Origin of the sequence: Lactiplantibacillus modestisalitolerans, assembly GCF_005405425.1 — a bacterium.
Classification (GTDB): Bacteria; Bacillota; Bacilli; order Lactobacillales; family Lactobacillaceae; genus Lactiplantibacillus; species Lactiplantibacillus modestisalitolerans.
In genome coordinates, this window is sequence record NZ_BJEA01000008.1 from 161,464 (window position 1) to 182,383 (window position 20,920).

Consider the following 20,920-nt stretch of genomic DNA (forward strand, 5'->3'; position numbering starts at 1 on the left):
TGGCTTGCTTAGTGAATGGCCGGTGTTTAAGACGCGGGTTGTCGGCTTAAACCCGTGCCCACAGCGTTCCAGCGTTATGCCGGGGCCCTTGCAGGGCGGCAGTGGGGGATGTAGTGGCAGTTTAATACTAAATCTATAAAAATATATAAATATAGAGTTACAGAAACATAGAAAGGGGGCTGTCCACATGGGGCAACCGTGGTGGCAATCAGCCGTGGTGTATCAGATTTATCCGCGGAGTTTTCAAGATAGTGATGGTGATGGCATCGGCGACTTACAAGGGATTATCAGTCGCTTAGATTATTTACAAGAACTAGGCGTGGGTGCCATCTGGCTCAGCCCCGTCTACCGTAGTCCAAACGCGGATAATGGTTACGACGTTGCGGATTACGAAGCCATTAATCCCGAATACGGGACGATGGCGGACATGGACGCGTTAATTACGGCGGCAAAAGCCCACGGCATTCGAGTCGTCATGGACCTGATCCTTAACCATACTAGTGACGAGCACCCCTGGTTCGTAAACGCTAAAGCCGATCCGGCTGGGGCGACCCGCGACTACTACGTGTGGTCCGACCCAGTCGACGGGCAGGCGCCGAACGATTTGCAATCTGATTTTAGCGGGGGGTCCGCCTGGGAGTTGGATGCCGCCAGTCAGCAGTATTTTCTCCACCTCTTTTCTGCCAAGCAGGTCGATTTAAACTGGCAAAGTCCGCGCTTGCGGCACGCGGTTTATCGGATGATTAATTTTTGGCTGGCCAAGGGGGTGGCGGGGTTTCGGCTGGACGTGGTCGACATGCTCGGCAAGCGGCCGTTTCAAAAGCAACTGGTTAACGGGCCGCACCTGCACGACTACCTCCACGAGATGAACCGGGCCACCTGGGGCGACCGCGACGTTTTGACGGTCGGGGAGGCTTGGAGCGCCAGTCCCGTGGATGCGCTGCAATACAGCGACGCCGCTCATCAAGAACTCAGCATGATCTTTCAGTTTGGCCACCTCTGGGCCGACCGGCAACTCGGCGGTCCTAAGTGGGCGGTGCGGCCGCTCAACGTTGGTCGGCTGAAGGCCGCGCTGTACGCCTGCCAAACGACCTTGGCGACGCGGGGCTGGAACAGCCTGTTTTGGAGCAATCACGATTTGCCGCGGGCCGTTTCGCGCTTTGGCGCGGCGGGTACTTGGCGGGTACGGAGTGCGCAAATGCTGGCAATCACCCTGCACGGGTTGAAGGGCACGCCCTACGTTTATCAGGGGGAAGAAATCGGGATGACGGACTGTCCGGTGAGCACCATCGCGGCGGTCAACGACGTTGAAGCGCGAACCATTTATCGCCAGTTACTGGCGGAAGGGGACGCGCCAACCGCAGCCCTCACGAAACTGAACCGCTTTAGTCGCGACAACGCCCGCACGCCGATGCAGTGGGACGGCCGGGCTAACGCGGGCTTTACGAGCGGGCAACCGTGGTTAGCGGTGAACGCCAACTATCCCGCCATCAACGTGGCGACGGACCGGCAAGCGTCCACTTCCATTTTTGCGACCTACCAACGCTTGATTGCGCTACGGCGCGCGAACCCAGTTTTACAGCGCGGGACCTTTAACGAACTGACGGCCGTGCCGGAACCAGTATTTGCCTACACCCGTTCCTGGGGGCGCGTTTGCTGGTTGATTTGTACCAATTTTGGTGCCGAACCGGTTACCGTAACGTTGCCAGAGCAGCCAACGCGCTTAATCTTATCAAATTATCCGGATTATCCGGACGGCCTCGGGACGGTCGAACTCCGACCCTACGAAGCCATGATCGTCGCACTGATTTAATTTAAGGGGGAATCCACCATGGCAATTGGACGCGCTGCTGATAAAATTTTTACCCGGGTCTTTATCGTTTTTATTATGACGATTTATTTTTGGCTGTTTGCCTGTGCCGGCTTGCTGATTTTCGGAATTGGCCCGGCCGCCCGTACGGTCACCGAACTTTACATGGACGGTCAGTGGGACTACCACGAATACGGGCTTAAAAAGGGCTGGCGCCGTTTCCGGACGGACTTTTGGCGGATCAACGCCCATACCTGGCTCTTTTTAGGGGCCGGTTTGGTGCTCGCCTATAATCTTTACCTAAGCACGACCATTAAGGGGGCCTACTGGTTAGTTTTCGTGCAGTTCATCATCGTGGCCGCCCTGATTTTCGATTTCTGTTTAGCCATCTTTACGCTAATGACCCGCTCGCGGTACGCCGTCAGCTTTAAAAACGCGGTGAAGTTAGCCATCGTTCAATTTTTCAACAATTTCATGCAACTCCTCGGCTTCATCATCATGACCGGGGTGCTCATCCTGATTTCACTCAAATGGCCGGGGATGATCCTGTTTCTGAGTCCCGGCATTTACGTGGTCGTGGCGGACATTTTGTCCCACCAGTGGTACGCCAAGGTCGACCAGCAGCTTGGGGCCGGGTAAATGCCCTGGTCCGAGCGCGCCCGGCAAGCCAGCTTTGCGAACCTGATCAAGTGCTATACGTTAATTAGTACGGTGTTGGTCATCGTGGCGACCCTGATTTTTGTTACGGTCCGGGTCGCGACGACCACCGCCGAAATCAAGCAGGCCGAAAGTACGGCTGAACGCCAAGTTAGCCAAACGCTAGCCCAGAATCAGCAGATTGTTGACCAGTTTGCGACTAACACGCAGGGGCACCTGCCGAGCCTGCAAACTTACTTTACGGCGAGTATCGCGCAGTACAGTAACTACGCCATTGATCAAAGCTTACGTGGCACGCCGTACTTCTTTTGGCCCACTGAAAGTCGGCAACTGTTTATCAAGTATGATCAAGTGCAACAGCTGACCGTCCGGTTAACCAATCACAAAAAAGTTTTTATTGCGACTGCCCAACGGCCCGGTGGTGCGTTATACTCAGAAAAGGACGTTCACCAACCAAACGCCTTGCGCGCACCGCTCGTTAACCCGTATACTTTAGAAGTCGACGGGGTGGTGAGCGTGAGCTTTAATCAGCGGGCGCTCATCCGCCAGCTCCACCAACTGCCAGCGGCCCGCTCGTTTCAGATTGCGGTTCAGTCGCTTGCTAACGAAGATGCGTTCTATTTCGGGGGCCCGGCGGTCACGGCCACTCAAAAGCGCCAATTTATGCAAGCGCTTCACGACGACCGTTTAAGCCGGTTGGCCGGCTACCGTGTAACGCGCAAACGCCTTGCCAGCAATTACCGCCTCACGATGGCCATTAATCGGACCACGTTGCGGTCACTCCTGCTTGGGCGGGCGCTACCGCTGCTCCTACTTGGCGTCGGGCTCCTGCTCGGCCTAAGCGTGGGGCTGTGGCTAACGTTTCGGCGCTACCAACACCAGCTCGACACGATCGTCGCCACCGTAAAACAGGTGTCCGACGGCGACCTCGATGCGCGGGTCCCAGTTGACCTAAAACCGAGCGACCTACACACGCTGGCAGCGGGCATTAACGCGATGTTGACGGAAATTCACCAGCACATTTACACGATCTATCAGCTTCAAATTGCCCAGCAGGAAGCCGATCGCAAGGCGTTACAGGCGCAAATCAACCCGCACTTCATGTCCAACACGCTGGAATATATTCGGATGGCGGCCCTCGACGCCGACCAACCGCAACTCGCCAACGTGGTGTACAGTTTTGCGGCCCTGCTGCGCAACAACACCGATTTATCGCCGCGCACCACGATCAGTCAGGAACTGAGCTTCGTCGAAAAGTACGTCTTTTTGTACCAAGTGCGTTTTCCAGATCAGTTCGCGTACCAGTTCGACGTCGATCCTAGCGTGGCGGCCGTCCAGTTACCGAAGTTTAGCTTGCAGCCGTTAGTCGAAAACTACTTCGTCCACGGCATCGACTTTACTCGTAACGACAACGCCATCAGTGTAAAAGCCTGGCGGAAAGACGCCCGCATTTATATCCGGCTTCGTAACAACGGGCACGATTTGACCAGCGATGAATTAACCGCAATCAACCAGCGGATGCGGGTCCCATTTGATACCGCCGGCCATCAGTCGATTGGACTGCAAAACGTTTATTCACGGATGGCCGACTATTTTGGGGCGTCCTTTCAAATGACGGTTCGGCACAACGAACCGCAGGGCGTCCAGGTGGATCTCCAATTTAACGATCATAATAATACAAAAAATGAAACTAGTGAGGATGGTAAGCATGATGAAAAAATTAGGTAGTATTGAAGCGGGCGGGACTAAGTTTGTGTTAGCGGTCGGGTCCGACCGCTTTGAGTTGATCACGAAGAAGCGGATTCCAACGACGACGCCCGACGAAACGTTGGCGGCCTGCATCGACTTCTTTAAAGAAAATCCGGTCGATGCAATCGGCCTCGGTTCCTTTGGCCCAATTGGGATTAAGCACGGTACTAAGGAATACGGCCACATTTTAGCAACGCCGAAACCCGGCTGGGCCAACACCGACATCGTTGGAATTCTAACCGCCGCGCTACACGTGCCAATCTACTTTACAACTGACGTTAACGCTTCGATTTACGGTGAATCCGTTTCGGGGGAAGCCGAAAACGTTGACTCTGCCGTTTACTTTACCATCGGCACTGGTATTGGTGGGGGCGCAATCCAAGCCGGCCACTTTATTGGCGGCTATTCCCACCTCGAAATGGGCCATGCGCCGGTCATCATGCACCCGGACGACCATTACGAAGGCGGCTGCCCGTTCCACGGCAACCACTGCTTTGAAGGGGTCGCGGCCGGCCCAACGATTGAAGCCCGGACGGGTATTCGCGGTGAAAACTTGGACCGCGACAACCAGGTCTTTGACTTCATTGATTACTACGCCGCTCAAATGGCGTTCAACGCTTACGTCAACCTCACTCCCGAAAAAATCATTTTTGGCGGTTCGGTGATTGGCGACGACGACATGCCGCGGGTCCGCGAGTACTTCGACCAGCTCAATAACGGCTACGTTCAAATTCCAGACAATTTGATCGTCCACAGCCACTTCGCGGACAATGCCTCCGCCACGGTCGGCGATTGGGCGTTGGCGGCCACCTTAATCTAATTATTATTCATACCACTAACCTGACTTTATATAGGTTGGTGGTATTTTTTTAGGATGCTTTATTGGTCTGGTCGTCCTGGGCCGCCCTGCAAGGGCCCCGGCATAACGCTGGAACGCTGTGGGCACGGGTTTAAGCCGACAACCCGCGTCTTAAACACCGGCCATTCACTAAGCAAGCCAACGACGCTTGCCAAGTGAATCGACACAGCTGAGCATTTACCGGGGCCCTCGCAGGGCTGGGTTGGCATCACGGCAATGATCGTGGTACCCAACGAGAACGGAGCGACCGTGACGTTCAAGGTGCGATTCCCGGGCTCAATTCAATTAAAGCTCGGTCATCCTTAGTAGTCGTAAGTCGAGTATTTGGTCAGTGGAAGTGTCCACTGAGATGACCGGTAGCCCACGTATTGGGATTGACTTGCTTAACTATGAAGTCGAGGGCTACCAAGGCGGGTGCCATGGTACTAAGTACATAGATTCTGACAAGCGAATGTTTCTTTTTTTTAACAGTGATTAGTTTTCGATTGGTTGCTAAGTATTTCGGAGGACTGACCGAATACCAAGCCCCTAATCGTGGCCCCAGCGCGGTCTAAGACTGGTGCGATTTAACCAGCCAGAAAGTTAGTATTATCCCGGCCTCTGATGAATGAACTAGCCCCGCTAAAATAGTTCTCCGCTTAATCAATTCGAACTACTAACCTAGTCAGCAGGGGGTTGCGACCATGGCTCAGTGGTGAAATTATTCTTAGTCGGAAGTGGGGTGCTTCCGGCTTAGAATAAGGCTCGAATTTGAGATTGCTCAGCGATTTTCTGAGTGAGCTCAAATCGATGCCCACCACGTTCCAGCCAACCGGTCGCGGCCCCCTGCTGGCGGCAGTCAGACGTATTATTGCCTATTTATGCCGGGGCCCTTGCAGGGCGGCCTAGGACGATAACCTGCTGACGATAATTAAGCTAGATTTTTCCAGAACAAATACAAATCTACTAAAAGTCGGTTAACTTTTGGGCAGTTGGCCGAACGGGGCGGCGCTTTTTGGGCAGGGTGTCCATGGTGGATGGGAGCGGTTTCAATTACACTTAAAGCAATTAGAAAACTGAAAAAGTAATTGGTACTGAGACTGAAAGGCGGGAATTAGAATGGTTAAGATTGACTTGAATCACATTTATAAGCGCTACCCGAATTCGGATAAGAACTCGGTTAACGACTTTGATTTGCACATTCAGGATAAGGAATTCATTGTTTTCGTTGGTCCGTCTGGTTGCGGGAAATCGACCACTTTGCGGATGATTGCTGGGCTGGAAGAAATTAGTAAGGGCGAGTTGAAGATTGGTGGTAAGTTGATGAACGACGTGCCGCCGAAGGATCGCGACATCGCGATGGTCTTTCAAAGTTACGCCCTGTATCCGCATATGACGGTGGCGGGTAACATGGCGTTTGGACTGAAGTTACGGAAATATAGTCAGGAAGATATCGATAAACGCGTGCAGGAAGCAGCGAAAATTTTAGGATTGACCGACTTCTTGGACCGCAAACCCGCCGACTTGTCTGGTGGGCAGCGGCAGCGGGTCGCGTTAGGGCGGGCGATTGTCCGCGATGCGCCGATTTTCTTAATGGACGAGCCACTTTCAAACTTGGATGCTAAGCTCCGGGTGTCCATGCGGGCGGAAATTGCGAAGTTACACCAACGCTTGGAAACGACCACGATTTACGTGACCCATGATCAGACCGAAGCGATGACGATGGCGGACCGGGTCGTCGTGATGTCGGTCGGGGAAGTACAACAAATTGGCTCGCCTTCTGAAATTTATGACCAACCACGGAACATGTTCGTGGCGGGCTTCATTGGGTCGCCGGCGATGAACTTTTTCAACGTGAGTTATCAGGACGGCGTGATTGATGACCATAAGGGTGTGCACCTACACATTCCGGAGGGGATGTCGAAGGTCCTTGATAAGCGGGGATACAACGGCAAGGACATCGTGTTTGGGATTCGCCCGGAGGATATCCATACCGAAGAAATCTTTATTAAAACCTGGCCGGACCAAACGGTGGAGGCGACTGTCAACGTGTCCGAATTGCTCGGGGCAACTAGTCAGCTGTACAGTCAGGTTGGTGACACTGAGTTTGTGGCTAACGTTGATGCCCGTGATTTTCATCAGCCGGGTTCGGTCGTAGACATGGGCTTTGATATTAATAAGGCGCACTTCTTTGATAAGGAAACGCAAAATTCAATTATGTTGGATGAAGCCGAGGAAAATCCGGCGTAAACCGCAACCCCCAAGAATAGTAGTATAATCCGGCTAGCCGGTGGGAATTAAGCAAAGTAACGGTAATTAACAAACGTTGGTTACGGAAGGCGCTCGCGTGCAAAACTGCGAGCGCCTTTACTGGTTAATGCTGTGAATTATATTTATTATAAACTTGAACTCACTTTTTTAAGCTTGACATTAATTTTTGAAAACGCTAGCAATTTGTGACTGCGGTTTAGCAAATTTATGCAGGGGGCGGTTTTGAAACGTTAATCGGGGGGCGCAACGAACATGGTGAAGTTTTGTCGCAATTATAATTTATTGAATTTGATGATTTATTACGCACTATTACTAACCGTTGTGATTGGTTCGTTTGTCACTTTAATTAGCTGGATGACGCTGAAAACGTTGGAGCGCGACGTCACGACCAGTTTGATCAACGGGATGGATAAGGTGACTGATCAGGTGGTCGCGAACGACCGGGAAGTCCGCGATACGGGGCAGCGACTGACCAGTACCAGCGGGCAGATGGATAATTTGTACCAGTACTTTCAGTTGAGCGCGGGCCAGTACTTGGCTTATAGTCGCGCTCACCGGCAAGACGATTTGTTTTACTACTTGCCGACCGAGTCGGCGCAGGTGTTTGCGGGGAACACCGCAATTAAAAAAATGGTGATTACGATGAGTGATTCGAAGCACGCCTTCGTCAGTACGCGCCAGCAAACTAAGGGTCAGCGGACGCTGACCCCGCCGGATTTAGGCAGTCAGTTTAGTTTTCACTACACCTTTGTTAATAATACCGAACCAACGTCGTACGGCAACCTCTACCTGGTTTACGCGACGCAACCGTTAACGCGGGCGTTAGCGCACGTCGCCAACGCCCGTGGGTTGCAGGTGTTGGTACTGGCGGCGGACGGGACGCCGCTATACCGCTACCGGGGGCCGGCCGTTTCTAAGCGGCAGCTGAACACGGCTACGACGGCCGCCCAACAAACGCTAGTCGACAGTCAGCGCTCCCTGCACCAGTTGCGGGCGACGTACCGGTTGCGCCACGTGCGCTTGCCGAATGGCCATCAGATTATTGCGTTGACCGGCCGCGATTACTTACGTCAGCGCAAGCAGCGACTCATTTTACGCTTTGCAGCCATCGCGTTAGCAATCGACCTCGTCTTGATTGGCGGTCTCTGGGGGACTTTTCGCCGTTACCGGGCGCGGTTTACGGCCATGATTGCCGCTATGCGGCAAGTGGGGCACGGCAACCTCGACGTCCGAATGCCGGTGCCGCATCAAACTGGCGACCTGCAAGTGCTAGCGAACGGGCTGAATCAAATGCTCGATGAAATCAATCATTATATTTATCAAATTTATCACTTGCAGCTCGCCCAGAAGGACGCCAACATGCGGGCCTTACAGTCGCAAATTCAGCCCCATTTTTTGTATAACACCTTGGAATACATTCGGATGTACGCCGTTGCGGCCAATCAGACCGAGCTGGCGGACGTGGTTTACGCGTTTGCGGCGCTCCTGCGTAATAATACGGATCAGTCGCCGACGACCACGCTTGAACGGGAAGTTGCTTTTATCGAAAAATATATTTATTTATATCAAATGCGTTTTCCGGACCAAATTGCTTACGGGTTACGCATCGCGCCGGAATTAAAACAACTCGTGATTCCGAAATTTATTCTCCAGCCGCTCGTCGAAAACTATTTCGCGCACGGCATTGATTATGCGCGCACGGATAACGCCGTCGACGTCACGGCGTGGCTGGATGGCGCGGACGTGCACTTGCGGGTCACCGACAACGGCCGCGGGATTTCACCAGTCCGGTTGCACGCGGTGCGTGCCCAATTGGCCCAACCGCAGACCGTAGAATCGGAGTCAACGCAGCGTAGTATCGGCCTGCACAACGTTTTCGAGCGCTTGCAGGGGACCTTTGGGGACCGCGCCCAACTAACCATTCAAACGAATGCGCAGGGGGGCGTTACGGTCGAATTGATTTTTGAAAAGAGGGTGGATTAAGTGCATCGTGTCATGATTGTGGATGATGAATACATGATTTTAAAGGGCATGGCGAAGATTGTCGATTGGGGGCAGTACGGTTTCGAAATCGTGCAAACCGCGCGCAACGGCAAACAGGCGCTGACCGCGTTCAAGCAAGCACCGGTTGACCTGGTGATTACCGACGTGCGGATGCCCGAAATGACGGGGATTGACCTCATGCGGGGGCTCGAAACGCTGCCGCAACCGCCAATTGTGATTGTCTTATCTGGTTATCAAGAATTTGATTATGTTAAGCAGGCCTTACGGTTAGGCGCCGTCGACTACCTCGTTAAGCCGATCGACGCGCATGAACTTGAACGGGTGTTAAAACAGGTTCAAGCGCGCCTAGAACAGCGGCAACAAGCTGACGCGACCCAGCGCTACTATTTGGAAATGCAAACTGAACGCCTAGTTGCGCAGGAGCTGAACGCCGCGCAGACGGCCCAGTTATTGGCGAGTGCCGGGGTGGCGCCGGATCAAACTAAATTTACAATGGTTTGCTACAACCAAGTGACGAATTTGGAAGCCCTTGCGCAAGCTTGCCGGGAGCAGCGTCAAAAGCTCTATTATAGTAGTCAAAATCAACTGATGATTGTATTTGTTGGCAGCCATACGCTGCTAAACCAGTTTGTGCGCCAGCTGGAGGCAACCCAGTTGATCAGTGGTAAGGCCTTCGTAACGGTCGGTCAACGCGTGAGCCAGCTGGCGAAACTAGCGGATAGTTTGGAACAGGCCCAAACGCTCGCGGAATTGTACCAATTCTACGAGGACCGGGCACCGTTTCTTTCGGGCGCGCGCCGGGTGGAATGGCTCCGCCAAGCTGAAATACCCAAAATTTCACTCGATGCCTTTAAGCAAGCGCTGGCGGCTGACGACCGCGACGAGATGACTGCGCTAGTCCACGCGATGTTTGCTAAACTAAGTGCCGAACACGTCGCACCGTCCTACGCGCGCCAGGTCGCCTTCTTGATTTTAAACGTCCTCAGTAACCACCAAACGTTGAGTAATCAAGACTATGAGCAACAATTGGCGGCGGTCGACGACGCGCCCACGCTAGCGGTGTTGGAAGATGCGATCGTTACGATGATTGCGACCTACGAGCCTAAGCAGCAGTATGTTTTCTCGCAAAACATCAACCGGGTCGTCGACATCGTTGCCAAGGAGTACGCCCAGGACCTGTCGCTCACGCAAATTGCCGAACGCCTGCACCTGAACCCGGTATACCTCGGCCAATTGTTTAAAAAAGAGGTCCACACGAGTTTTTCCAAGTACCTCAACCAGTACCGAATCGACCAAGCTAAGCAGTTGCTCGTGAATACCGATGACAGCATCACCAACATTGCGCTGGCGATTGGTTACACGAATAGCGGCTACTTCTACAAAAACTTCCGGGTGATTTGCGATATTTCACCAAAGGAGTACCGGCAGCAAGCGCTTCGGCATAAGCAGCCGGCGCACTGATTCAAAAAACGCTTGTCAATCATTTCGATTGGCAAGCGTTTTTTATGATTGTCAAAATGAACAGCAAGCTACTCTTAACTTAGTAGGCACTTCACGTAACTATCTGCATCAAATCCAACTGAGCTAAAGTAAATCGTGATAATTAATATTAAGGCTAGCCTAGCCAGTAGCGGGGATAACCATGGCTCAACTGCGAAATTATTCTTAGTCGAAAGTGGGGTTCTTTCGGCTTAGAATAAGGCTCGAATTTGAGATTGCTCAGTGGGTTTCTGAGTGAGCTCAAATCGATGCCTGCAGTGTTCCAGCCAACCGGTTATCCCCGCTGCTGGCGGCAATATAAGTACCAATTAGGATGAGTGTTATTTGAATAACTACGGACTAAGCCGGGTTCGGCACCAAACCTAACCGCGTTACGATGTTGGTACTCTTCAATAAGTCCGCGTGGGTCAGTGTCAGCGCTTCGTGGGGCTGACCATCGATCGCAAAACTAGTCACGAAGTTATTGTGGTCGTGATTGTTCGCGGTTGTGAGCGTCACATCGTGGTCCGGTAAGTGTAAAATAACTCGGTCAAACGCCGGAATGCCGCGCACGTAAGTTGCATCGGCCGGACACACCGGGTAAAACCCTAAACAGGCAAAGATGAACCAACCGGCCATCGAACCGTTATCTTCATCGCCCGGAAAGCCGGTGAAACCGGCGTTGAACAACTTGCGGAGCTGCTTGACCGTTACCTGGGTCTTTTCGGGATGACCGCAATAAGTGAACAGGTACGGCAAGTGGAAGCTCGGCTGATTGGAGATTGCCAGCTGGCCGTAGTCGACCGCCGCCATTTCGGCCATTTCGTGAATGACCATCCCGTAGCCGCCGACTTGGTAGCTGGGACGGGTGTTGCACAGGGCGCTCAGTTGGGCGTCGAAGCGGTCGGGGCCCCCCAGCGCGGCGATCAGGCCGGGAATGTCGTGGTAGGCGCTGAAGCTATTTTGCCACGCGCTGCCCTCGGTGTAATCGCTGCCCCAGCGGTCGGGCGCAAAGTTGGCTTTAAACTGACCGTTAGCATTTTTCGGGCGTAAAAAGCCGGAAGCGCGGTCGACCAAGTTGAGGTAACGCTTGGAAAGCCGCCGGTATTTGGCGGCTAGTTCGGGCTGCTGCAAACTAGCGGCGACCTGACTAATACAGTAATCACTGTAAGCGTAGTCCTGCGTCCAGTTGACACTTTCGGGGTAGCGGTCGGCCGGCACGTAGCCGAGTTGGTCATAATCCGCACTCCCCTGGCGGCCGTAACGGTCACCCTTAGCCGGCTTAGCATCGCTATCCTTCATGGCAACGAGGAGTTGCGGCATTAATTCGGGCGCGAGGTCCTTGACGGCACACTCCGCAATGATTGAGTCGACGAGGTTGCCGGGCATCATCCCGCGTTCGTCTGGTGCGAGCCAGCGCGGCAGGTAGCCGGTTTCTTGGTAGCTAGTTAAAAAGCCGCGTAAAAATTGGGGCAGTAGTTCCGGTGCCAAAATGGAAAAGAGACTGTAAACCGTTTTGGACGTATCCCAAAAACCGTTATTGGTATATAAAATGCCCGGTTTGACCTGCTTAGCCGTCGTATCGTAATGGACGGGCTGGTCGTGAGCGTCGAGTTCGTAAAAACGCTGCGGAAAGAGGAACAGCCGGTACAGGCAACTGTAGAAGGTTTGCACGGTGGCTGGGTGGTGGTCGTGGACCTCGACGCGGTCGAGGTACTGGTTCCACGCGTCAGCGCTTTCATTTCGGAGCGCCGCCCAGGACTTGGGCGTAATCCGGCTCAAGTTTAACCGCGCCTGGTCCAAACTAACGTAGGAAGTTGCCAACTGCCAGTTCAACCGGGTCGCCTTAGTGGCGAGTAGGAGCGTCATTTTTTGTCCACGCCCACTACTAGCCGCGTGCCATTGCCGTTCGGCGTCGTAGTAGCCGCTAGCGTTCACATCGAGCTCGGGAATGTTCAGTTCAAGGTACAGCGTTAAATCGGGATCCTCGCCACCGTGGTAGTCGGTAACTGCCAGCCGGACACCGTGGTCGGTCAAGGTGAATTCCCCCTGATCTGGTAGCTGAATGGCAAGGCCGCGGTGGGCGGTCGCCCCGTCGTAAAAAGTTGTTTGAACGCTCGCCCCGTAAGTGGTCGGGGTGAGCTTGGTCAGGGCGTCAAAGTGGTCATCGAATACCCGCAGGTCGTGGGCGTTAAAGCGGGCTTCGCGCGGCCGGTAATTGCCAGTCAGGTCTAAGTTAGCCGTGGGGGTTTCCCAGGTCACCGGGTGCAGTAGGAGGTGACAGTAATCACCGATCCACGGACTCGGTTGGTGGGTCAAGCGGATGCCTTCAAAGCGCGGGCTGGTTGGCGAAAAAAACCAGGCACCGGCCGCACCGTTCGTTTGAACACTAAAGTAGTTCATTGCGAACGGCACACCGACGTACGGTAAGCAGTTTCCGTGGGAGCGTTCCGGGCTGTTTTGGGTGCCCTGGCGAATATCAATGGCGTCGATCAGCATGAGATTAGTCCTCCTTATGTGGGGCGGCGTGGGTCGATTCCCGCGCAATCAGCTTAATTGGCAGGTGCACGACTGTGGGGGTCGTGGGTGCGGTTAAGAGTAGTTTGACCGCGCGTTGACCCATCCCCTGAAAATCCTGCGCAACGGTTGAAAGCGTGGGGTACGTTAGGCTGGCGGCCTGAATGTTGTCAAACCCAATGATCGATAGGCGTTGCCAAATGGTCGCATCAACCGCCCGCAGGTCATTCATCAGCTGGATGGCAATCAGATCGTTTTCGACAACGATCGCCGTCACGGCGTGGCTGTCAAGGTAGCTGAGCCAGGCCGTGGCCGTCAGTTGGTTGAGTGCGGGCAGCTCCCGCATCGGCGCGACCGGCGTGAGGTGCGCCTGGTGTAACGCTTGCAGGTAGCCAAAGTAACGCTCATAAACGGAACTGGGCAGCCGGCCGTGGTCACTGTGGGCGTAGAACAGGATCCGTTGGTGACCCGTTTGGATTAGACTGGCGGTCGCTTGGCGCCCGCCGTCCAAGTTGTCGGCGGTCACGACTGGCAGACCGAGTTCTGGAAAGGCCTTATCCAGGAGGACGATTGGAAACTGGTCTAATTTTAGTTGGTAAAGCAGTTCGGCTTCCTGGTATAAGTCCTGTGGTAAATAGATCAAGCCCGCGTACTTCTGGCGCAATTCGGCTGGTGTTAATTGGGTAAAACTGCGGGTATCCATCGTAACGGCTTGGTAGCCGTGCTCGCTGGCCGCTTGGCTGATACCGGACGCGTAGTCGCCGAGCCCGGCGTCGGCCGGAAACGGGAGGACGAATAGCAGTTGCTTATCCGGTGCCAGGGCGTGGTGCGGTTGCACGAAGCTGCCACTGCCTTGTTGGCGGTAGATGAAGTTTTGGGCTTCTAATTCGGTAAGGGCGCGTTTAGAGGTAATCCGGCTGACGTTATAGGCTTTAGCCAGTTGCAGTTCGGTTGGTAATTGGTCGTCGGCTTTGAGCGCGCCCGACGTAATTTGCGTTTTCAGGTCATTAAAGATCGTCACGTAACGTGGTTCAGATTTTGGCATGTAAGGCATCCTTTCTGGTGATGGTGATTATTCCGCCAGCAGGGTGCGCGACCGGGTGGCTGGAACGTGGTGGGCATCGATTTGAGCTCACTCAGAAAATCACTGAGCAATCTCAAATTCGAGCCTTATTCTAAGCCGGAAGCAACCCACTTCCGACTAAGAATAATTTCACCACTGAGCCATGGTCGCGCCCCCTGCTGGCTAGATAGTCCGTTTGTTTTTGGTTGATTTACTAGTCGTGGCTAGTTCTTCCACGAGTCCAGTTGCGAATAGTAAGTAGCACGTTCTCGGCTAGCGTACGATTAGTGTTTGTCTGTGGGGTATTGAAAATTAGGGTGGGGCGTACGAGTTAGGCAGCCCCCTGCTGACGGAAGCAATAAGTCCCTAGTAAATATATCATTTTTGAGAAAAAAAGGGAAGAATTCGGGTCAATTTGATATAGACAATCTGGTGGACCATGGTATAATGACGGCAAATGATATATCAAATCGATGAGGTGAAAAAATGACAACCAATTACGTTGATCCACAAGTGCAGGCGTTCGTCGCGCAAATCGACGCGCTCAGCCAACCGCGCGACCCGCGTTTAGGGCGCGTTTTCCAGAAGACTTTTCTAAACACGTTAGCGACCACGATTTCCGACGACGAACAGGGCTACGCCTTTATTCTGACCGGCGATATTCCGGCCATGTGGCAACGCGATTCAACCGCGCAAGTCCGGCCGTACCTCGTGTTGGCTCGCGAACAGCCGGCGATTGCCGACCTGATTACCCGGGTGGTCCAACGGCAGTTTTTCAATATGACGCTTGATCCGTACGCCAACGCCTTTAATGAAACTGCCAATGGGCACGGTCACCAATCTGATCAGACTGAAATGGGACCGTGGATCTGGGAACGTAAGTTTGAAATCGACTCACTGTGTTACCCGGTTCAATTGGCGTACTTGTTATACCGTAACGCCGGGGTGACGGCACAGTTTGATGCTAATTTTGTAACCGGTGTCAAAAAACTACTAACGACCTTTGAGGTTGAGCAACACCACGCGACGTCGCCGTACCGCTTCATTCGGACGGTCGATCGGCCGGAGGACACGTTGGTACGGGATGGCCGCGGGACGCCGGTTGCCGATACCGGGATGATTTGGTCCGGCTTCCGCCCGAGTGACGACGCTTGTGAATACGGCTACCTGGTTCCGGCTAACATGTTCGCGGTTGTGATCTTGGGTTATTTACAAACGATTTTTACCGAGATTTTAGATGATCCGACCATCGTGGCCCGGGCCAAGCGGTTGCAGACCACGGTGCGGGACGGGATTGAAACGCACGGCTATACCACAAACGCAAACGGCGAAAAAGTGTACGCGTACGAGGTGGACGGACTCGGCCACGCCAAGCTCATGGATGATGGGAACGTGCCAAGCCTGTTGAGCGCGCCGTACCTTGGTTACTGTGATTTGATGGATGCCAACTACCAACGCACCCGCCAGACGCTCCTAAGTCCGGAAAATCCCTACTATTATAGCGGGCGATTAGCGGCGGGTCAGGGAAGCCCCCATACGCCGGTTGATTACATTTGGCCGATTGCGATTGCGATGGAGGGACTCACGACTGATCAACGCGACCTACAAATCAAAGCGTTGACGACCTTAGTAGAAACGACCGGCGGCACCGATTTAATGCACGAATCGTTTCACGTGGACGATGACCGCCAGTTTACCCGCGAATGGTTCTCGTGGGCGAACATGATGTACTGCGAACTCTTACTCACGACGCTCGGCTACAACATTGAAAGGTAGGCCAACTCATGACCAAGAAAAAAGTCTTCATTATTTCCCATAGCCACTGGGACCGCGAATGGTACATGCCGTTTGAACAGCATCACATGCGCCTAGTGACCTTGATTGACGACCTCTTAGACCTCTTTAAAAACGATCCCGACTTTGACAGTTTTCACTTGGATGGTCAAATGATCGCCCTCGACGACTACTTGGCCGTCCGTCCCGAACGGAAACCCGAACTAGCCGCTGCGATTCGGGCGGGTAAGCTACAAATTGGGCCGTTCTATATTTTGCAGGATGACTTTTTAATTAGCCCCGAATCCAACGTGCGTAACATGGTGATTGGCCGCGACGAGGCCCGTCAGTACGGCCAAGAAGTGTCGCTGGGATACTTCCCGGATACCTTCGGAAACATGGGCCAAACACCGCAGATGATGGCGCTCGCTAACCTTAAAACGGCGGCATTTGGCCGCGGTGTCACCCCGACCGGCTTCAATAATCAGGTGAGCGACGCCGACTACGAGTCGCAGTATTCCGAGATGTGGTGGCAAGGCCCCGATGGGACGAAGATTCTGGGCCTGCTCTTTGCCAACTGGTACAGCAATGGGAACGAAATCCCGGTTGAACGCACGGCGGCCAAGGCGTTCTGGGACCAGAAGCTGGCGGATGCTGAGAAGTTTGCGTCAACCGATAATTTATTAATGATGAACGGGGTCGACCACGAGCCGGTCCAGCAAGACGTTACCGCGGCGATTAAGGTCGCCAACGAGTTATATCCGGATTACGAGTTCGTGCAGTCGAACTTTCCGGACTATTTGCAGGCACTTAGCGCGACGTTGCCGGCCGACCTCAGCACGATTCACGGCGAGCTGACCAGTCAGGAAACCGACGGCTGGTACACGCTAGCGAACACGGCCTCTAGTCGGGTGTACCTCAAGCAGGAAAATACCCGCACGGAACGCCTGTTGGAAAATCAGGCCGAACCGCTGGCGACGATGGCTTATCCGGCCGGCGATTATCCGCACGACCGGCTACGTTACGCGTGGAAGCTCCTGCTCCAAAATCACCCGCACGATAGTATTTGCGGCTGCTCCGTTGATGAGGTTCACCGCGAAATGCTGACCAGGTACGCCAAGTCGCAGGAGGTCGCGCGGTTCGTGGCTCAGGACGCACTGGCAACGCTGGCAGCTAAAATTACTACCAATAATTTTGTGCCCGGTGCCCGGCCGTTTATCGTGGTGAATACGAGTGGCTACGCGAAGGGCGGGTTGACCGAAGTGACCGTTGCTTGGGCCCGGCGTAACTTCAGTGATGCCGGGACGATTCAGGAGCAACGTGCCGAACTAGAACAGGAACTGGCGGCCCTACCACCACTAGAAGTCGTTAATGCTCAGGGTGAACCGGTGCCGTACCGCTTAGTATCGAAAGCGGTCAATTTTCACTACGACCTACCCAAGGATGGTTTTCGGGTGCCGTACCAATCCATTGACCTGACGCTGGCGTTCAGTGTGACGACCTTGCCAGCCTTCGGGTGGAAAACCCTGGCACTACAAGCCGCGGCAACGCCGGCCGCACCAATTGCACCGGTTGAAGCCAACCCGCGGGAAATTAGCAACGCCTGGGTCAAGTTAGTGGTTGAAGCCGACGGTAGCTTAACGATTACCAACCGGGAAACGGGCCGTAGTTACCATCAAATGTTGGTCTTTGAAGATACCGGCGACATGGGTAACGAGTACATTTACCGTCAAACGGCCGATAATCAAGCTATTTTGTCGACGGACTTTCCAAGCCACGTCCGGTTGATTCACGCGGACGGGGTGGGGACCGAAATTGAATTGGTTAACGAATTACAAATTCCAGTCGCGGCGGATGCCACCTTAGCAAAGGAGGCGCAAGCGGTCGTCGACATCACGGCCAGAACCGCACACCGGTCCCCAACGGTTGCGCCACTGACGATTACGACCCGCATTCGGCTGGGACAGTACAGTCGCCAGATTAAATTTGAATCACACCTGAATAATCAAATGGACGATCACCGCTTACGGGTGCGGTTCACGACCGCTTTAAACACAACGGTTAATGCGACCGATTCAATCTACGAAACGGCTGTCCGGCCCAACCGCCCGGCTGCTACGTGGCAAAATCCGACCAATCCCCAACACCAGCAAGCCTTTACTAGCCTGGCGGACGACCACGACGGGGTGACGATCGGTAACTTCGGCCTCAACGAATACGAAATCTTACCGGCCGATAACACCATCGCGCTAACACTTCTGCGGTGTGTGGGCGAAATGGGCGACTGGGGCTACTTCCCAACGCCAGAAGCCCAGTGTCACGGTGATTTTACGTTCCATTATAGTTTGGAACTAACTGACGGCAGTCAAACGCAGCGCTACCGGAGCTACCAACGGGCCCGCAACGCGCAGGTGCCGTTTAGTGTCATTGCCACCGACCGCCACGCTGGGCTGTTGCCGACTAACGGGCAGTACCTTGAACTGAACACGGATACCTTTGCGGTAACGAGCTTGAAACGCGCCAACGCTTCAACTGGCTGGACGTTGCGCGGGTACAATTTGGGTCAGACGGCAACTGACTTAGCGGTTCAATGTTGCGGGCAAACGCCACGAGCAGTTAATTTCTTTGAAGAACCACTAACCGCAACCCCCGTTGATCAACTCGCACCGGCTGAAATTAAGACGCTGCTTTTTGCGGACTGTTCGCAACCAACTGATCATTGCGAGTAACGCCATCTAATGGAAGGAACGAAAACCATGACGACATTTCCGAGTACTTTTATGTGGGGCGCGGCAACGTCCGGCCCGCAAACGGAAGGCAACTTCCATAAACCGCACCAAAACGTTTTTGATTACTGGTACGCGACCGACCCGGCGGCCTTTGACGCCGGCGTGGGGCCGGATACGGCTTCCAACTTCTATAACGACTATGAGCACGATCTAGAACTAATGGCCCAAGCGGGAATTAAGGGCCTGCGCACGTCGATTCAATGGACGCGCCTGATTGCTGATTTTGAAACCGGCGAAGTTGATCCGGACGGGGCGGCCTTTTATAATCGGGTGATCGATGCCATGCTGGCGCACGGGATTCGGCCGTATTTAAATTTGCACCACTTTGATTTACCGGTTGAACTCTATCAGCAGTATGGTGGCTGGGAATCTAAACACGTCGTTGACTTATTCGTTAAGTTTGCCACCCAGTGTTTCAAGCTCTTTGGTGACCGGGTCGACGACTGGTACACTTTCAACGAACCCAAAGTGGTGGTGGACGGCCAGTACTTGTACGGTTGGCACTACCCGTGTTTAACGGATGGCCCCAAGGCGGTTCAGGTTGCATACAATATGAACCTCGCGTCGGCGAAGGCGATTGCGGCGTTTCGTCAGTTGTATCCCGAAACCACCAAACAAATTGGGATTATTCTGAACTTAACACCGGCCTACGCCGCGTCGACGGATCCCGCGGACCAGGCTGCCGCGCGCTTTGCGGAATTGTGGTCTAACAACCTGTTCTTGGATCCGGCGGTTCGCGGGCATTTTCCAGCGGAGCTGGTGGCGACCTTGAAACAAGACGAGGTCCTCTGGGACGCGACCGCCGCGGAACTCGCCATTATCGCCGCCAATCCGGTCGACGTCCTGGGCGTTAATTACTATCATCCAGTTCGCGTGCAGCGCCCGGACGTCAGCCCGAAGAGCCTGCAGCCCTGGCTACCCGACATTTACTTCAAGGAGTACGCCATGCCGGGCCGGGTTATGAACGTAGACCGCGGGTGGGAAATCTACCCGCAGGCGCTAACGGATATTGCCGATAACCTGCGGCTGAACTACCACAACATTCCGTGGTTCGTTTCGGAGAACGGGATGGGCGTTGCCGGTGAGGAGCGCTTCCTGAACGGCGTGGGCGTCGTCCAGGACGATTACCGGATCGCGTTTATGAAGGACCACCTGGAGGCGCTAGCCAAAGGAATGGCGGCGGGCTCTGATTGTCGGGGCTACTTTGTTTGGAGCGGGATTGATTGTTGGTCGTGGAATCACGCCTACCATAACCGTTACGGTCTGATTCGAAATGACATTCATACGCAAACGAAGACGTTGAAAAAGTCGGCGGCCTGGTACGCGAAGCTGAGTGCGACGAATCAACTGTGAATGTTTGCGGTTAGCTCGTGATAACCGAAACGCTGCGATAAGTTGCGGCAGTAAACGTTGGTAGGGCCGACTGGACTAGCTGGAACGGATGCGAGCGTGTGCCGAAAGTCGGCTAGCTGGTGCGCGTTTTGGCTATTAACATGCGGCAACGCACAAGAGACTATGACTTATGTCGCAGCCTCCAATAATGAGTAATGATTATTGAAGAAAAACGCTCGCTGGTAACGCGCTTAGACGATTGCCGGTGAGCGCTTTTAGGTGTAAATCATTTTTTTATGCGAAAATAGTTGACAAGGGGCGTTTCAATTGGTAAATTAGTAAACGCTGCTGCAACGAGTAACGGCGGTGATAAGCATATTAATTGGGAACCATTAAAATTAATTTTAATTAATCCTTGACTTATTATTAGGTCCTTGATATGATTGTTTCTGTTGTCGTCACGGCAACCATGACATGTTAATCGTTAATAACTTTGAAAAAAGTTGTTGACATGATTTGATTGAGATGTTATGATAATTAAGTTGCGTTAAGGAAATGACGTAACGAATTAGACCTTTGAAAACTGAACAAAGTTTCGACGAATCAAATGTGTAGGGTCTCTTGATTTTGAATCGAGA

The 20,920-nt window shown here is 53.6% G+C and carries 12 protein-coding genes; 10 read left to right on the forward strand and 2 right to left on the reverse strand.

Translation table 11 applies throughout. The features are described 5' to 3' along the window. The first annotated feature begins 187 nt into the window (after nucleotides 1-187). From FFM79_RS05425 to FFM79_RS05455, 7 genes are all read left to right on the forward strand, one after another. On the forward strand, nucleotides 188-1,813 hold the full coding sequence (locus tag FFM79_RS05425) for a glycoside hydrolase family 13 protein (protein ID WP_137642453.1): 1,626 nt from the start codon (nucleotides 188-190) through the stop codon (nucleotides 1,811-1,813). A gap of 18 nt (nucleotides 1,814-1,831) precedes the next feature. Then, the gene (locus tag FFM79_RS05430) at nucleotides 1,832-2,449 is read left to right on the forward strand and encodes a DUF624 domain-containing protein (RefSeq protein ID WP_137642454.1); all 618 of its coding nucleotides are present in this window, start codon (nucleotides 1,832-1,834) and stop codon (nucleotides 2,447-2,449) included. Further along, nucleotides 2,450-4,195 carry a sensor histidine kinase gene (locus FFM79_RS05435; protein ID WP_137642455.1) on the forward strand — a complete coding sequence of 582 codons (1,746 nt, stop codon included), beginning with the start codon at nucleotides 2,450-2,452 and terminating at the stop codon, nucleotides 4,193-4,195. Next, a complete protein-coding gene (locus FFM79_RS05440) occupies nucleotides 4,176-5,036 on the forward strand; it encodes an ROK family protein (protein WP_137642456.1) in 861 nt (286 codons plus the stop codon). Before FFM79_RS05435 ends, FFM79_RS05440 begins: the two co-directional genes overlap by 20 nt. A gap of 1,137 nt (nucleotides 5,037-6,173) precedes the next feature. Further along, nucleotides 6,174-7,304: an ABC transporter ATP-binding protein gene (locus tag FFM79_RS05445; RefSeq protein ID WP_137642457.1), complete on the forward strand. Its 1,131-nt coding sequence runs from the start codon at nucleotides 6,174-6,176 to the stop codon at nucleotides 7,302-7,304. Between the two features lie 273 nt (nucleotides 7,305-7,577). Continuing rightward, complete coding sequence (locus FFM79_RS05450; protein ID WP_137642458.1) at nucleotides 7,578-9,308, forward strand: sensor histidine kinase; 1,731 nt, start codon at nucleotides 7,578-7,580, stop codon at nucleotides 9,306-9,308. After that, nucleotides 9,309-10,790, forward strand: a complete 1,482-nt coding sequence (locus tag FFM79_RS05455) for a response regulator transcription factor (RefSeq protein ID WP_137642459.1) — start codon at nucleotides 9,309-9,311, stop codon at nucleotides 10,788-10,790. It begins immediately after the preceding gene. Between the two features lie 378 nt (nucleotides 10,791-11,168). On the opposite strand, the gene FFM79_RS05460 is transcribed toward FFM79_RS05455, so the two are convergent. Continuing rightward, entirely contained in the window at nucleotides 11,169-13,307 is a 2,139-nt protein-coding gene (locus FFM79_RS05460; RefSeq protein WP_137642460.1) for a GH92 family glycosyl hydrolase, read from the reverse strand. Between the two features lie 4 nt (nucleotides 13,308-13,311). Then, nucleotides 13,312-14,370, reverse strand: coding sequence for a GntR family transcriptional regulator (locus FFM79_RS05465; RefSeq protein WP_137642461.1), 1,059 nt, complete (start codon nucleotides 14,368-14,370; stop codon nucleotides 13,312-13,314). A 504-nt stretch (nucleotides 14,371-14,874) separates the two neighbouring features. On the opposite strand from FFM79_RS05465, the gene FFM79_RS05475 reads away from it, so the two are divergent. The 3 genes from FFM79_RS05475 to FFM79_RS05485 are packed head-to-tail and all read left to right on the forward strand — an operon-like array spanning nucleotide 14,875 to nucleotide 20,303. Further along, on the forward strand, nucleotides 14,875-16,164 hold the full coding sequence (locus FFM79_RS05475) for a glycoside hydrolase family 125 protein (RefSeq protein ID WP_137642462.1): 1,290 nt from the start codon (nucleotides 14,875-14,877) through the stop codon (nucleotides 16,162-16,164). An 8-nt stretch (nucleotides 16,165-16,172) separates the two neighbouring features. Next, nucleotides 16,173-18,890, forward strand: coding sequence for an alpha-mannosidase (locus FFM79_RS05480; RefSeq protein ID WP_137642463.1), 2,718 nt, complete (start codon nucleotides 16,173-16,175; stop codon nucleotides 18,888-18,890). Nucleotides 18,891-18,917: 27 nt separating this feature from the next. Next, complete coding sequence (locus FFM79_RS05485) at nucleotides 18,918-20,303, forward strand: glycoside hydrolase family 1 protein (RefSeq protein ID WP_137642464.1); 1,386 nt, start codon at nucleotides 18,918-18,920, stop codon at nucleotides 20,301-20,303. Nucleotides 20,304-20,920: the final 617 nt, after the last annotated feature.